At 72.1% G+C, this 14,638-nt stretch carries 12 protein-coding genes and 1 pseudogene; 2 read left to right on the top strand and 11 right to left on the bottom strand.

The genetic code is table 11. The features are described from left to right. Positions 1-4 precede the first annotated feature (4 nt). Positions 5-793 (top strand): hypothetical protein, encoded by a 789-nt coding sequence (locus IE250_RS14260; protein WP_189669944.1) that lies wholly within the window; start codon positions 5-7, stop codon positions 791-793. A 230-nt stretch (positions 794-1,023) separates the two neighbouring features. Beyond that, complete coding sequence (locus tag IE250_RS14265; protein WP_189669945.1) at positions 1,024-2,460, top strand: MFS transporter; 1,437 nt, start codon at positions 1,024-1,026, stop codon at positions 2,458-2,460. A 62-nt stretch (positions 2,461-2,522) separates the two neighbouring features. Here the strand turns inward: IE250_RS14265 and IE250_RS14270 are convergent, their stop codons facing one another. The 11 genes and pseudogenes from IE250_RS14270 to IE250_RS14325 all read right to left on the bottom strand — a co-directional run bounded on the left by IE250_RS14270 (position 2,523) and on the right by IE250_RS14325 (position 14,628). After that, a complete protein-coding gene (locus IE250_RS14270) occupies positions 2,523-4,094 on the bottom strand; it encodes a molybdopterin-dependent oxidoreductase (RefSeq protein ID WP_189669946.1) in 1,572 nt (523 codons plus the stop codon). Between the two features lie 143 nt (positions 4,095-4,237). Beyond that, positions 4,238-5,077 carry an SDR family oxidoreductase gene (locus IE250_RS14275; protein ID WP_229872463.1) on the bottom strand — a complete coding sequence of 280 codons (840 nt, stop codon included), beginning with the start codon at positions 5,075-5,077 and terminating at the stop codon, positions 4,238-4,240. Positions 5,078-5,143: 66 nt separating this feature from the next. Continuing rightward, positions 5,144-5,362 (bottom strand): annotated as a pseudogene (locus tag IE250_RS14280) (DUF6480 family protein); the annotation flags it as partial. A 115-nt stretch (positions 5,363-5,477) separates the two neighbouring features. Further along, positions 5,478-6,782 (bottom strand): aminotransferase class III-fold pyridoxal phosphate-dependent enzyme, encoded by a 1,305-nt coding sequence (locus IE250_RS14285; RefSeq protein WP_189669948.1) that lies wholly within the window; start codon positions 6,780-6,782, stop codon positions 5,478-5,480. Further along, a complete protein-coding gene (locus tag IE250_RS24945) occupies positions 6,782-8,653 on the bottom strand; it encodes an ABC transporter substrate-binding protein (RefSeq protein ID WP_308434137.1) in 1,872 nt (623 codons plus the stop codon). The genes IE250_RS14285 and IE250_RS24945 overlap by 1 nt, the downstream gene beginning before the upstream one ends. Next, positions 8,650-9,486, bottom strand: coding sequence for an ABC transporter ATP-binding protein (locus IE250_RS14300; RefSeq protein ID WP_189669949.1), 837 nt, complete (start codon positions 9,484-9,486; stop codon positions 8,650-8,652). The genes IE250_RS24945 and IE250_RS14300 overlap by 4 nt, the downstream gene beginning before the upstream one ends. Then, positions 9,483-10,385 carry an ABC transporter permease gene (locus tag IE250_RS14305; RefSeq protein ID WP_229872464.1) on the bottom strand — a complete coding sequence of 301 codons (903 nt, stop codon included), beginning with the start codon at positions 10,383-10,385 and terminating at the stop codon, positions 9,483-9,485. The genes IE250_RS14300 and IE250_RS14305 overlap by 4 nt, the downstream gene beginning before the upstream one ends. A 208-nt stretch (positions 10,386-10,593) precedes the next feature. After that, positions 10,594-11,169: a class I SAM-dependent methyltransferase gene (locus IE250_RS14310; protein ID WP_189669950.1), complete on the bottom strand. Its 576-nt coding sequence runs from the start codon at positions 11,167-11,169 to the stop codon at positions 10,594-10,596. Positions 11,170-11,204: 35 nt separating this feature from the next. Then, positions 11,205-11,873: a hypothetical protein gene (locus tag IE250_RS14315; protein ID WP_189669951.1), complete on the bottom strand. Its 669-nt coding sequence runs from the start codon at positions 11,871-11,873 to the stop codon at positions 11,205-11,207. 70 nt (positions 11,874-11,943) lie between these two features. Then, a complete protein-coding gene (locus IE250_RS14320) occupies positions 11,944-13,545 on the bottom strand; it encodes an HD domain-containing phosphohydrolase (RefSeq protein ID WP_189669952.1) in 1,602 nt (533 codons plus the stop codon). Between the two features lie 42 nt (positions 13,546-13,587). Then, positions 13,588-14,628 carry a TIGR03842 family LLM class F420-dependent oxidoreductase gene (locus IE250_RS14325; RefSeq protein ID WP_189669953.1) on the bottom strand — a complete coding sequence of 347 codons (1,041 nt, stop codon included), beginning with the start codon at positions 14,626-14,628 and terminating at the stop codon, positions 13,588-13,590. Positions 14,629-14,638: the final 10 nt, after the last annotated feature.

A 14,638-nucleotide genomic window follows, 5' to 3' on the forward strand; every position in this document is an offset into this window, starting at 1 on the left:
CATCATGACCGAACCTGTGGACGAGCGCTGGGTGGCGCACATGCGCGACCTCAGCACCGGCATCGTGCCGCCCACCCCGGCAAACCCGCACGACATGTCACGCGTCGCGATCCGCCGCACGCGGACCCGCCGCGCGGTCCTCGTGACCACCGGCGGAGTGACGGCGGTGGCGGCCGTCGCGGTGAGCGCGTTCGCCCTCGGCGGCCCGACGTCGCAGGGCGTGCTCCTCCCGGGCGCGGCCGCGTCGGTGTCGGCGTCGGCGGATCCGTCGTCCGAGGCAGCCGCGTCGGCCGCGGAGGCGGAGGCGCTGGCCAGGGAGAAGGAGAGGCTGGCGGCGGTGGCCCTGGCGCCCGACGGATGGGAGGTGCACGAGCTGGAGGGCCTCACCTATGCCCTGCCGCCCGAGATCGTGACCAGCGGCCCGGTCCAGGACGAGCCCGGCGTGACGTCGGACATGTGGCACAGCAGCGAGGACCCGGACGCCCCGCCGTTTGTCAGGGTCGCCCACTACGCGGCGGGCTCCGAGTCGCCGGCCTGGCCGGACGTAGCGTCGAAAACCGACGCCTCGGAGTTCGAGCTGCCGGGCGCCTCACGCGCCGTCGTGGCGGATATCTCGGCCGAGGTCGCGGGCCTGCCCAGTGGCACGGACGTGCCCGGCAACTCGAAGGGGCCGCGCATGTTCGTCATCGAGCGCGCCGACGGACCGGGTACCTACGTCATCACGCTGAACCTGCCCCGCGAGGGAAGCGCGGAGTTCGTTCAGGGGTTCCGGGCCTCGCTGAGCCTGGACTGATCGGCCTGACCTGCGCGGCCGCCGTCGGCTCGCCTGGCAGGAATGACCATGCGCTTGCTCCGGGACCTCACGTGCCGTCCCGGAGCAAGCGCATGGTCAATTCCTCGTCGGCGACATCGAGCCGCCAGGCGACAGATGAGTTTCGGTGGCGCTCGTCGTCAACCTGGAGAACGCTGAGGTACAAGCCACGGTCTTGACCTCAACCATCGTTGAGGTACTGGAGTTGTCCTATGAGCAATGACCAGCACACCGCCGACGCCGCGCCGCGTCTCCGTCTCTCCGACCCGACCGTGCGGACCTTCGTCCAGCTGCTGACGAACGTGCTGTTCGTAGGCGTCATCAACTACACGGTGTGGTTCGCCGTGACGTTCTTCGTGTTCCTGCAGACCCGGTCGGTCTTCGCGACGGGCGTGATCGCGGGCCTGTTCCTCGTCGCCATGGTCGCCACCGGCGTGTGGTTCGGCAGCCTCGTGGACCATCACCGCAAGAAGACGGTGATGCAGGCCTCGGCCCTGGTGTCGCTCACGTTCTACGCGGTCTGCCTGGTCATGTACCTCGTCACCCCGGCCGAGGAGTGGACGAACCCGGGCAGCGTGCGGCTCTGGGTCCTCGTCGTGCTGCTCATGTGCGGCGTGATCGCCGGCAACCTCCGCTCGATCGCGCTCCCGACGGTGGTCACGGCGCTCTTCGACGAGACGCTCCGGGACCGCGCGAACGGCCTGGTCGGGACGGTCCTTGGCATCTCGTTCCTCGTGACGTCGGTGATCAGCGGCCTGCTCGTCGCCTTCGACGGGATGCGGACGTGCCTGATCCTGGCCCTCGTCATCCTGGCGGCGGCGCTGGTGCACCTGCACTTCGTCAAGGTCCCCGAGTCGTTGTCGCACGCGGCGGCCGAGGGCGAGCCCCGGAAGGTCGACCTCAGGGGCACCATGAAGGTGGTCGGCAAGATCCCCGGGATGTGGGCGCTCATCGCCTTCACGGCCCTGAACAACCTGCTCGGCGGCGGGTTCATGGCGCTCATGGACGCCTACGGGCTGTCGATGATGTCGGTGCAGGCATGGGGCTTCGTCTGGGGCGCGCTGAGTGCCCTGATGATCGTGTCCGGCCTGCTCATCGCCCGCACGGGCCTCGGGTCCAACCCGGTGCGCACCATCCTGCTGGTCAACCTGGCCCTGTGGGCCGTCACCATCGTCTTCCCCATGCAGGCCTCGGTGGTCTGGCTCGTGGCGGGCCTGGCGGCGTACATGGTGGCCATGCCGTACGTCGAGGCCTCCGAGCAGACCGTGCTCCAGAAGGTCGTGCCCTACGAGCGCCAGGGCCGCGTGTTCGGGTTCGCGCAGTCGCTCGAGCAGGCCGCCTCGCCGCTCACGGCGTTCCTCATCAGCCCGCTCACCCAGTTCTTCTTCATCCCGTTCATGCGCGACGGCGGCACGGGAGCCCGGTGGATCGGCGACTGGTTCGGCACGGGCGACGCCCGGGGGATCGCGCTCGTGTTCGTGCTCATCGCGGTGCTCGGCCTCGCGCTGACCGTGTACGCGCTGTCGAGCAAGTACTACCGCCTCCTGAGCCGGCGGTACAAGGAGGCGCCGGGGGACGTCCCCGAGGGCACGACGCCGGACGAAACGCCCGACGTCGCCGCCGAGCCGGCCCGCCCGGGCACCGTCTGACCGCGTTGACCATGCGCTTGCTACGCCCCCGGGGCCGGAACCCGGTCAGCTTCGTGGTCCGGTCAGCCCACCGACACGTTCACCGTGTGCCAGCCCGTCGCGCCGTCGGGCGCGGGCGGCGCCTCGGCCTCGGTCTGGACCAGCCCCTCGGCGTCTGTGGCCCGGACCGCGAGCGTGTGGTCGCCGGCCGCCAGGTCGATCGACGCCCGCCACTGGCGCCACGTGTCCGAGCCCACTGTCTCGGCGAGCTCGGCGGTGACCCATTCGCCGTCGTCGGCCCGGACCTCCACCTTGCCGATGCCCGTGTGCTGCGCCCAGGCCACGCCGGCCACGGTCACCGCCCCGGCCGCCGCCGAGCCGCGCGGCACGTCGATACGCGACTGAACCTTGATCGGCCCCAGCTCCGACCAGCCGCGCGGGGTCCAGTAGCCCTGGTCGGCGTCGAAGGTGGTGACCTTGAGCGACGTCACCCACTTGGTGGCGGACACGTATCCGTACAGGCCCGGCACGACGAGCCGCGCGGGGAAGCCGTGGTCCACGGGGAGCGGCTCGCCGTTCATGCCGATCGCGAGCAGGCTGGCGCGGTCCGGGTCCTGGAGCACCTCCAGCGGCGTTCCCGCGGTGAATCCGTCGTCGCTCCGGGAGAGGACCATGTCGGCGCCCGCCTGCGGCTTGGCACGCTCCAGCAGGGCACGGATCGGGTAGCCGAGCCACAGGGCGTTGCCGATGAGGTCGCCGCCCACGGCGTTGCTCACGCAGGCGAGCGTCACGTGGTGCTCCTCGAGCGGCAGCGCGAGAAGCTCGTCCCAGGTGATGGTGAACGGCTCGTCCACCATGCCGTGCACTTCCAGCGACCAGTCCTGCGGGTCCAGCTGCGGCACCCGCAGCGCGGTGTCGATGCGGTAGAACTCCGGGTTCGGCGTGATGTACGGGGCCAGGCCGTCGAGCTCCAGGTCGGCGCCCGCCGGCACCTCGGGCGCCGCGGTGCGGGCGGCGGGCAGGCGGATCTTCTCGCGCACCGCGTTCACCGCCGCCGAACCCGCCGACAGCGCGCGGGAGCCCGCCAGAGCCAGCACCGCCACGCCCGCGGCTATCCCTGTGACGGCCAGGAACCCGCGCCGGTCCACCACGCTGCCCGATTCCGCCCACTGGTCCGGCACGGGCCGCAGCTTCGTCACGGCCGTCCGCAGCAGGATCACGGCGCCGCCGATGCCGATGACGCTCGGCAGCGCCCACAGCGGCGTCGCGTCCGGGCGCAGCACCGCGACGATCGCGCCGACGACGCCGACCACCGCGATCAGCAGCGCGCCCGACGGCGGACGGCGCAGCTCCAGCCAGCCCGCGAGCGCCGCCCCGAGGGCCAGCACCACGGCGATGGATCCGAGCAGCACCGCCTTGTCGTTGGTGCCGAACCACTCCACCGCGAAATCCTTGAGCCACGGGGGCACGGCGTCGACGACGGCGGCGCCGCCCGCGAACAGGGTGCTGGCGCCGGGCGCGACGAGAGCGGCGACGAGCTCCGCGACGGCCAGCCCCGCGGCACCGGCGAGGACGCCGGCCAGGGCGGCCCAGCCGGCGTCGTGCGGGGAGCTGTCGGCCCGCGGGCTCGCGGGACTCTCGGTTGCCTGAGTCATAAGCCCAGCCTGGCACGCGTTTCGGTGCGGCAAGAGCTCTGGCGGAAGGCTGTCACCACCTTGTAAGACGCCGAGCCCGCCGGACGGACCACCCGGCAGTCGCAGAAGCCGGGCAACGGACCGAAGTCGCAGAACCCGCGGACTCAGACCCCCGTACCCCGCACGATCTTCGAGTTGTGGGCCTGCGCGCGCGGCCGGATCGTCACCAGATCGATGTTGACGTGGTCCGGGCGGGACAGGGTCCAGGCGATGGTGTCGGCGACGTCGTCGGCGACCAGGGGCGTGTAGCCCTCGTAGACGGTGGCGGCCTTCTCGGCGTCGCCGCCGAACCGGACCAGCGAGAACTCCTCGGTCGCCACGGCACCCGGGGCGACCTCGATGACGCGCACCGGCTCGCCCGCGGTCTCCCAGCGCAGCGTCTGGGACAGCATGTGCTCGGCGTGCTTGGCGCCCGTGTAGCCGGCGCCGCCCTCGTAGGCGCCCTGGGCGGCGGTCGAGGTCACGTTCACGACGTCGGCGACGCCCTTGTCGGCGCCGGCCTTGCGCAGCAGGGGCAGCACGGCCTTGGTGACGCGCAGCGTGCCGAGCACGTTGATCTCGTACATGCGGCGCCAGTCGTCGATGTCGGCGTCCTCCACGCGGTCCAGGCCGAACGCGCCGCCCGCGTTGTTCACCAGGGCGTCGAGCCCGCCGGTGGCGGCGAGGTGGGACGCGAGGGCGGCCACGGCGTCGTCGTCGGTCAGGTCGACCACGTAGGTCTCGCAGCCGGTCTCCGCCGCGAGCGCCTCCAGGCGGTCGGCGCGGCGGGCAGCCGCGACGACGTCCCAGCCGTCCGCGCGCAGCCGCCGCGCGGTCGCGGCACCGATGCCCGACGACGCCCCGGTCACCAGGGCGCGACGGGTCGGCTTGGTCTCCGGAGCGGTCCCGACGGCGCTCGCGGGGCCGGTCGTGGTGGCTGTCTCAGGGGCGGTGCTGTCGCTCATGGCCGCACTGTAATGCCTCTGCCGCCGCCCGCCGTCGGCGCGATCCGGGGGGTCAGCGGCGATCTGTCAGTCGAGCAGGCCGGCGGCGTAGCCCACGAACATGACGACGAACAGCCCGGCCACGACCAGGATCCCGACGACCCACATCCAGTGGGTCCCGCGTGGCGGGCCGTGCTCCTCGTGGCCTTGCGGTGCGCTCACCTGGTCGGACTCGGGCGGGGTCTCGCCGGGCTGGAGGTTGCCGCTGGCAGGCATCGTGCGGCCGTCCGGCTCCGGGTCGGGGTTGGTCTTCCGGGTCGTTGGTCATGGTGGATCTCCGTGCCATCGGGGGTCCTTCCACGGTAGGCACGCCCGATCCCGGTCGCGCGCCGGGCTCCCGCGCGGCAGAGCCCGGCGAGCCCTACGCCGCGGCCGCGAGCACGCTCCCGAGCACTGCCAGCCCTTCCCGCGCCTCGTCGGGGGTGATGACGCACGGCGGGACCACGTGCACCCGGTTGTCGGCGATGAAGGGCAGCACGCCGCCGTCGAGCAGGTTCTTCTTGATCGCCGCCATCGCGCCCGCGCCGAGCGGTTCCTTTGTCACGGGGTCGGCGACCAGCTCGACCGCCCAGAAGACGCCGAGGCCCCGCACTTCCCCGACCAGCGGGTTCGTCTCCGCGATCGCGGCGAGGCCCGGGCCGAGCACCTCGGCCCCGATGCGCGCCGCGTTCTCGACGATCCCCTCGTCGGCCATGGTGTCGAGCGTGGCGACGATCGCCGCCATGGCGAGCGGGTGCCCCGAGTAGGTGAGCCCGCCGGGAAACACCCGCTCCTGGAAGGTCGCCGCGATCTCTGGCGACACCAGGACCCCGCCCGCCGGCACGTACCCCGAGTTCACGCCCTTGGCGAAGACGATCAGGTCGGGGCGAACGGAGTGCTGGTCCAGCGCGAGCCACGAGCCGGTGCGGCCGAACCCGGCCATCACCTCGTCCAGGATCAGCACGATCCCGTACCGGTCGGCGATCCGGCGCACGCCCGCCAGGTAGCCGGGCGGCGGCACGAGGATGCCGGCGGTCCCGGGGACGGTCTCCAGCAGGATCGCCGCGACGGTCTCGGGTATCTCGGCCTGCACCACCCGCTCCAGGTGGTGCAGCGCCCGCTCGCACTCCTCCTCGACGGACGACGCCCAGAACTCCGACCGGTACAGGTAGGGCCCGAAGGCGTGCACGTGCCCGGTCGCGTACTCGTTCGGCACCCGCCGCCGGTCGCCCGTCGCGACGATCGCCACGCCGGTGTTGCCGTGGTAGGACCGATACATCGACACCACCTTGTTCCGGCCGGTGTGCACGCGGGCCATGCGGATCGCGTTCTCGATCGCGTCCGCCCCGCCGTTGGTGAAGAACACCTTGCCGCCCGGCCCGAACGGCGCGCGGGCGAGCACCCGCTCGGCCGCCTCGCCCCGCACCCGCACCGCGAGCGCCGGCGACGCGGTCACCAGTTCGCCCGCCTGGCGCGCTATCGCCTCGACCACGCGCGGGTGCTGGTGCCCGATGTTGGTGTTCACCAGCATCGACGACATGTCGAGCCACTGCTCCCCCGCGTGGTTCCACACCCGGGAGCCGGAGCCGCCGGCGATCACGAACGACGGCGCGGCGGAGCTGGGCGACCACGACTGGATCAGCAGGTCGCGGGCAGCGGCGATCGCGCGGACGTCGTCTTCTGCCATCAGCTGCCCCCTTCGGTGAGCTGCACGTCGAGTGCCTCGAACTCCTCACCCTGGATGTCCACGCCCTCCTCCGCAAGTTCCGCGAGGGCCTGCTCCACGTACTCGTTGGTGTAGGCGGTCTCGGGCGGCTCGGCGGAGATCACCGTCGCGCCGGTCTCGTTCTGCGTGCCCATGGCGATCTCGACGGTCTGGTCCCACTGGTCGGCGTTGACGGTGCCGATGCCGCTGGTGGAGGGCCAGATCAGCTTGTTCACCTCGTTGGTCTGCCAGAGCTGGTGCGAGGTGCCGAGGGTCGAGCCCGCCGCGGTGACGATCCCGGCCGCCTCCTCGGGGTTGTCGCGGACGTACGCCCAGCCCTTCAGGGAGGCCTTCACGAACCCGACGGTGGTGTCCGCGTACTCCGAGTCGTCGGCCAGGCGGGCGGCGTCGGCCCAGATCGCGTCCTGGAGCATGGCCGTGCCGTGGTCGTTCCAGTCGATGACCTCGAGGTCCTCGGGCTGGTACAGCTCGCCCGTGGCGGGGTTCACGGTCTCCAGGATCTGGGCGTACTCGTTGTACGTCATGGCCTGGGCGGCGTCGATGTCGCCGGCGAGGAACCCGTTCATGTCGAACGCCTGCTGCACCAGCTCGATGTCGTCCGGGGTCTGGATCCCGGCGTCCTGCATGCCGGCGAACAGCTCCCACTCGTTGCCGTACCCCCAGGAGCCCACCTTCTTGCCCGCGAGGTCCGCGGGCTCGGCGATCCCGGCGTCCTTGAAGGCGACCTGGAGCGTGCCCGAGCGCTCGAACACCTGCGCCACGTTCGTCACCTCGGTGCCCTGCTCGATGGACCCGAGCACCTTCGGCACCCACGAGATCGCGTAGTCGGCGTCGCCGGCGGCGAGCACGTCGATCGGCACGGTGTCGGTGCCGGCCTCCTGGATGGTGACGTCCAGGCCCTCGTCCTCGTAGTAGCCCTGGTCGACGGCGGCGTAGTACCCGGCGAACTGCGCCTGCGCCACCCACTGCAGCTGCAGGGTGACGGGCGTGAGCCCGCCGGCCTCGGGTTCGGTGGACGCCCCGGCGCAGCCGGCGAGCGCGACGGCCGTGGCCAGGCCCAGTGACGTGCGCAGCACGTTCTTGCGGTGCATGGTATTCCTCTCGATCAAAGCGGTGAAGGCATAGAAGACGAGCCCCGTGGCGACGGCGCCCAGCACGTACGCCCAGGCCAGGGCGTAGCGGCTGGAGGAGACGGCCGAGGTGATGGCCTTGCCGAGCCCGTCGACGGGCCCGCCGAAGTACTCGGCGACCAGGGCGGAGATGACGGCGAGCGAGGACGCGACCCGCAGCCCCGTGAAGAAGAACGGCAGGGCGCCGGGCAGGGTGACGTGCCGCGTGGCCTCCCAGGGCGTCGCGGCGTACGAGCGCATCAGGTCCCGGTGCACGGGCTCGACGGTGCGCAGCCCGCGCAGCGTGTTGATGTACACGGGGACGAACACGGCGATCGCCGCGACGACGACGCGCGTGGTCTGCGCGTCGGAGCCGAACATCGTGTAGAAGACGGGCGCCAGGCACACGATCGGCACGACGGCGGTCGCCGTGACCAGCGGGTTCGCGGCGTCGGCGACGGGGCGCCACGCCGCCGAGATCCCGGCGCCGACCAGGGCGAGGACCGTCCCGAGCACGAGGCCCAGCAGGGCGTTGGTCGCCGTGGCCAGGGCCGCGTCCGTGACGACGCCGAGGTTGGCGCCGAGCTCGGCAGCGATGTCCGACGGCGCGGGCACCACGAACGCCTCGACGCCCAGCCCGGTCACCACCGCCTGCCAGAGCGCAACGGCCAGCACGCCGACGGCGACGGGTGCGCCCAGCGCGAGCCCGCGGCCCCGGATCACGTGGGCACCCGGTCGGACGCGGCGTCGCCCGAGTGCAGCGCCTCGCGCACGGCCGAGACCCGCTCGAAGTACGCCGGGTCCTCGCGCAGCCCGATGCCGCGCGCCGCCCGGTCGGCCGGGGTGCCGAGCGGGACGTCCAGGGTCGCCACCACGCGGCCGGGCCGGGGCGACATGACCACCACGCAGTCCGACAGGTACACGGCCTCCGCAATCGAGTGCGTCACGAAGACGACGGCCGCGCCGGTGGTGGCCCTGATCCGCAGGAGCTCGTCCTGCAGCCGTTCGCGCGTCATCTCGTCGAGCGCGCCGAACGGCTCGTCCATCAGCAGCAGCCGGGGGCTGCGGGCCAGTGCCCGCGCGATCGCCACCCGCTGCTGCATCCCGCCCGACAGCTGGTGCGGCCGGTGGTCGGCGAAGTCCGTGAGCCCGACGAGGGCGAGCAGCTCGGCGGACCGCGCCGCGCGCTCGGCCTTGTTCGGCTGCCCGGACTTGCCGCGCTGCCCGGCCCCGCCGCGCAGCTGCATCGGCAGCTCCACGTTGGCCCGCACCGAACGCCACGGCAGCAGGCCGGCCTGCTGGAACGCGATCCCGTAGTCCTGGTCCTTGCGCGCCCGCTCCGCCGTCTTGCCGAACACGGCCACGCTGCCCGACGTCGGGGCGTCCAGGTCCGCGATCAGCCGCAGCAGCGTCGACTTGCCGCAGCCCGACGGGCCGATCAGCGACACCAGCTCGCCCTCGCCGACCGTGAGGTCGACGTCGGTCAGGGCCACCGTCCCGGCGTCGGACCCACCGTCGAACACCCGGCCAGCGCCGGACACGACCACCGCGGTCATGCCGCCTCCCCCACCCGGTACCGGCGCAGGCCCAGGGCGACCAGCGCCACCAGCCCCGTCGCCGCGAGCCCCACCAGCACGGCGCCCGCGATGGGCGACCACTGCTTGGCCGGGTCAGCGCTCGCGGAGGCGCCGAACTCGACGATCATCCGGCCGAGCCCGCCGCGCAGGCCCGTGGACACCTCCGCCACGACGGTCCCGACCACCGCATTCGCGGCGGCCAGGCGCAGCGCGGGCAGCAGGTACGGGACCGACGACGGCGCCCGCAGCCGCCAGAACGTCGTCCACCAGCCGACGCCGTAGGCGCGGAACAGGTCGAGCCGCACACCGTCGGCGTCGGCGTCCGGGGACGTGAACCCGCGCAGCGCCCCGACCGACACCGGGAAGAACGCCAGGTACGAGGCGATCACGGCCACCGACATCCAGTCCTGCCAGTCGAAGGTGCCCACCTCCAGCTGTGCGCCCCACCGCTTGACCAGCGGCGCGATGGCGATGAGGGGCACCGTCTGGCTCAGCACCACCCAGGGCAGCAGCCCGGCGCGCGCCGGCACGAACCGCGCCATGAGGACGGCCACGAGCAGGCCGAACACCACCCCGGCCACCCAGCCCACGGCCGAGACCCCGAGCGTGAACCCCGCGCCCTGCAGCGTCACGAGCCACAGTGGCGGGGAGTCGGGCGCGGAGGTCAGCGGCTCGGCCGCGCGGGCGGCCATGTCCCACAGGTGCGGCATCGCCACGTCGGTGGTGCGGGGCAGCACCCGGACCTCGCCGAGCACCCAGCCGTCGTCGGGCACCAGGGCCTTGTACGCCTCCCAGGCAGCCACCAGCGCAAGGACCCCCGCGGCACCGGCCAGTGCTGGTCCGAGGCGCTTGCCGGACCCCTGCCACTGCCGGCTCACCGGGCGGCTCCCGGCGAGGCCGAGATGGTGCCGGTCCAGCGGGCCTGCTCGAACGCTGCTCGGATGGTGCTCAACTAAACTCCCTTGCCTCAGCAAGAGGCCAGCAAAGTCGTCACCTGTTTCGTCTGCAGACCCCGCCCGTTTCCAGGAGGTGACACTTGTTCCGGGAAACGGCGACAGCCGTCCCGTCTCTCCGGCCGGCCGGTCCCTACGCTGGTCTGCGGGCCTCCAACCGCTGTATGAGACCGAACCACAGTCGTTCTTGCCGGTATGGCACGAAGCCGGCGTCGACCGCGAGGGTGGCCGGTCGCCCGTGGAGGATCCAGCGCCACTGAGCGTGGTCGAGCAGCAGCAGCCGACCCCGCGGACGAAGGACCCGGTCCATCTCGGCAAGGACCGCTCCGCGATCGCGAAACTCGCACATGGCAAGGGTGCAGACCACCGTGTCGAAGCTCCCCGCCGGGAACGGCAGCCGTGCGGCGTCCGCCCGCAGCAGCGACACGTGGTGACGGACCTCCGCACGTCTGCGAGCGATCGAGAGCAGCTCCTGGTCGAGGTCGACCGCGGTCAGGGCAACGTCTTCGGGATAGTGGCGCAGATTGAGGCCCGTGCCCACGGCGACCTCCAGCACCCTGCCCGTCGCTCGGGAGCAGATCCACTGCCGGCTGTTCCGGAGGATCAGGCGCTCGGGTGGCAACCCGGCTCGCACATCGCACCGGCGATGCTTCCCGGCCGCCGATCTCGGCCGACCTGGCCAGAGCCTTCCGATCTTCGGGTTGAGCATGTCCGCTCCTGATCGCGCCCGTGACTCGGCGCCGGTCAGGTCGCCTGCGGTGCAGGCTGCCGCGCAGGGACGGCAGCTGTCCGTCGCTTCCACATGCTGCCTGCCAACGGCAGCAGCGCCACGAGTCCGGCGAGACCCTGCACGTAGAACTGGACTGCGGCCAGCGGGACGACGCGAGACAGGGCCATGACGCCCAACGCCACCACGACGAGGCTGGTGACCCCAGGGCTCAGCAAGCCGCTGCGACGCACGCCGAGAGCAAAGCCGAACATCCCGGCGGCGAAGGTTATCCCCGCCGCCACCATCAGCGGGACGAACCAGGGATGCAGCACCTCCTGGGCCGCCTCGACGTCGCCACCCGCCTCGACCGCTGCGAGCGGCGCGAACTCCAGCCCTGGCAGCATCGCGTAGAGCGTGCAGCCCATGACGACGAAGGGCAGCGCTGCCGCGCTCCAGCGGTCCTCGCCCGCCTCACGGAGGTGAGCCCGGACCGCGAGAAAGGCAAGGGCAAGCACGCCGGACGCGACACCCGTCGCCAGGTGCACAGCACCCCAGCGTGCCGGGTCGGACTCGACCGCCTCGGCCACTGCCCCGGCGTTGGGCAGACGGCCCTCCAGGTACGGGTGGTAGCTGAGGACGGCGAGCAAGATCACCGGTGCGATCACCACCACACCTGTGCGAAGCGAGCTTCTGGTCGTAGACATCGCATGCCTCCTTGTCGGTGCGTCGGCCGGGGAGCGAGCCGCGCGGTGCGCGGTCAGGTTGCCTTCGACGCTAGGACCGATCGACGGCGCGTTCTATCGGGAGTTCTCCCCATATCGCCAGGCCGTGCTGCATGGCGAACAGCGCGGCTCCAGCACGCGTGGAGACGCCCATCTTCCGGTACGCGTTCTGGATGTGGCTGTCAGCGGTCTTGACCGAGATCCCCAGAGCGCGGGCGACCTGCTTGGTCTGCAGGCCTCGGGCGAGCAGGACCACCACCTCGCTCTCCCGGTCGGTCAGACCGGCCGGGCGCGGGACGCGCGGGACGCGCTGGCCCGCCGCTGCGAGGACTGCGACCACCGCGTCCGCATCAAGGCGGCCGGTGCGGACCTCCTCGCCAAGCTGCCGCGCGGCTCGGGCCGGCGAGAGCGTGTCGCGGTGGGGACGCGGCTCGGTCATGGTGTGGTACGCGTCGGCGGCCGCGAGCACGCGCGCAGGCGTGGTGAGCGCCCCGGCTGTGGTTCCCCGGTGGTAGCCGGAGCCGTCGAGCCGTTCGTGGTGGAACGCCGCGACCGGGGCGAGCTCCGCCAGGAAGGGCGATCGGCTGAGAACGCGCTCGGTGTAGTACGCGTGCAGCCTGACCCGCTCCCAGTCATCCGGCGAGAGCGGTCCGCGGTCCTCCCAGATGCGGACCGGTACCGCGACCCGCCCCACATCGTGGACGAGCGCTCCCCGGCGCAGAGCGATGGTCTGAGCGGCGTCGAGCCCGCAACGCCGGCCGGCGTCAGCAGCCAGCCCGGCCACGTCGGCCGAGTGGCCGACGAAGTACGGCGAGACCAGGTCGGCGAAGTCGCCCATCGCTCCGAGGGCACGGTCGATGGCCTCGTCCCTGAGCATGAGGTGCGGCGCGGGCTCGGCTGCCAGGGTCTCCGACCACGCGGAGCCGTGCGGATCAAACGCCAGGATCTCCGCCGCATGCTGGGCGAACGGCTCTGCGACGTCCGGGTCGAACGCACCACCGGCACGGCCGCGCACCACGCGGGCGGCGAATTCGTCACCTCCCAGCATGCGTTGGAAGGCGGCGTCCCGGGCGACGTGTGCGATGCGCATCGGCAGGGGGATCGCCTCGCCCTTGGGGCGCGCGGGCCAACCCCTTCCGTCCCATCGGTCGCTCGCATGGGCGAACAGGGCGGGGACCACCAAGGGGAGCCCCAGTCGGGTGGTGAGCATCTGCGCGACGTCACAGTCGGCGGCCACCACGTCGCCGAACTCGCGGGCCAACGCCGGCATTCCCCGCGCGAGCTGCAGAGCACGCACCGCCAGCGGTCGTCCCGGTGGCGCGACGGCGCGGCTCATTCCCGCCAGCATCTGCGCCGGGGACCCGAACCTGACCGGGACGCCGTACGTCGTCAAGGCATTGTCCACGGCGAAGACCTCCGACGCGGTCTTCGCCGTGGCGGTGCAACCGACGTAGAACAGCAACGAGGTGTAGTACGCCTGGGCCTGCGTCTCCGGGTCTACCCCCAGAATGCTTCCGAGGCGCGTGGCGATGAGCGCGCTGTGCAGACCGTGCTCGAGCGGCACACCGATTCCCAGATCCGTCGCGAGTGACAGCGACGCGACAACCTCAGCCGTGCGTACCTCGTCGTTGTCCTGCGGCGATCGGTCGGACACCATTCCACGATACGCGGGGACCCCCTCCGTCCTCGCGGGCTGTCACGCAGATACGCCCTGGTTGTGGGCGCCCTGGATGGCGGGGATGATCGTCTCGCCGTAGGCCTTCAGGGTCTCCTCCTGGGCGTCGTGCTGCAGGTAGATCGCGAACTGGTCGCAGCCGAGGGCCTCGAGCTCTTTGAGCCGGGCGATGTGCTCGTCCGGGGTGCCCACCAGGCAGAACCGGTCCACCACGTCGTCGGGCACGAACTCGGTGTGGGTGTTGCCTGCCCGGCCGTGCTCGGCGTAGTCGTAGCCCTCGCGGCCCTTGATGTAGTCGGTGAGCGCGGCCGGGATCCGCGCTCCGCCGCTCGAGGTCGCCGAGGCCCCGTACCGCGCCACGATCTCGGCCACGTGGTTGCCGACCATGCCGCCGAACCACCGCACCTGGTCGCGCATGTGGGGCCGGTCGTCGCCCACGTACGCCGGCGCGGCGACGCAGAACTTCAGCGCCTCCGGGTCCCGGCCCGCGGCCTCCGCCGCCTCGCGGACGGCGCCGATCATCCACGCCGCGATGTCCGGGTCGGCGAGCTGCAGGATGTAGCCGTCGCCCACCTCCCCCGCCAGCGTGAGCGCCCTGGGCCCGTACGCCGCCACCCACACGTCCAGCTCGGAGCCCTGCGACCAGGCGAACCGCACCGGACTGCCGTTGACGTCGGCCTCGCGCGAGTTCCCGAGGTCCTTGATCACGGCGACCGACTCCCGCAGGGTCGCCAGGCTCGCCGGCCGCCCGTGCAGCGTGCGCACGGCGGAGTCGCCGCGGCCGATGCCGCAGATCGTCCGGTTGCCGTAGGTGTCGTTGAGCGTGGCGAACATGGAGGCCAGCACCGTCGAGTCGCGCGTCGCCGGGTTGGTCACCATCGGCCCCACGATCACCCGCTCGGTGGCCGCCAGGATCGCGGGGTAGATCACGAACGGCTCCTGCCACAGCAGGTGCGAGTCGAACGTCCACACGTAACCGAAGCCCTGGTCCTCTGCCTGGCGAGCCAGGTCGACCACCCGGCTGGCGGGTGGGTTGTTCTGCAGCACTATCCCGAAATCCATGTCGCTCCCC

It is taken from the genome of Promicromonospora soli, assembly GCF_014653785.1.
Classification (GTDB): Bacteria; Actinomycetota; Actinomycetes; order Actinomycetales; family Cellulomonadaceae; genus Promicromonospora; species Promicromonospora soli.

Excerpts from the sequence above, each read along its gene's own strand:
- IE250_RS14260 (WP_189669944.1), top strand. The coding sequence starts at position 5 with ATGACCGAACCTGTGGACGAGCGCTGGGTGGCGCACATGCGCGACCTC.
- IE250_RS14265 (WP_189669945.1), top strand. The coding sequence starts at position 1,024 with ATGAGCAATGACCAGCACACCGCCGACGCCGCGCCGCGTCTCCGTCTC.
- IE250_RS14270 (WP_189669946.1), bottom strand. The coding sequence starts at position 4,094 with ATGACTCAGGCAACCGAGAGTCCCGCGAGCCCGCGGGCCGACAGCTCC.
- IE250_RS14275 (WP_229872463.1), bottom strand. The coding sequence starts at position 5,077 with ATGAGCGACAGCACCGCCCCTGAGACAGCCACCACGACCGGCCCCGCG.
- IE250_RS14285 (WP_189669948.1), bottom strand. The coding sequence starts at position 6,782 with ATGGCAGAAGACGACGTCCGCGCGATCGCCGCTGCCCGCGACCTGCTG.
- IE250_RS14300 (WP_189669949.1), bottom strand. The coding sequence starts at position 9,486 with ATGACCGCGGTGGTCGTGTCCGGCGCTGGCCGGGTGTTCGACGGTGGG.
- IE250_RS14310 (WP_189669950.1), bottom strand. The coding sequence starts at position 11,169 with ATGCTCAACCCGAAGATCGGAAGGCTCTGGCCAGGTCGGCCGAGATCG.
- IE250_RS14315 (WP_189669951.1), bottom strand. The coding sequence starts at position 11,873 with ATGTCTACGACCAGAAGCTCGCTTCGCACAGGTGTGGTGGTGATCGCA.
- IE250_RS14325 (WP_189669953.1), bottom strand. The coding sequence starts at position 14,628 with ATGGATTTCGGGATAGTGCTGCAGAACAACCCACCCGCCAGCCGGGTG.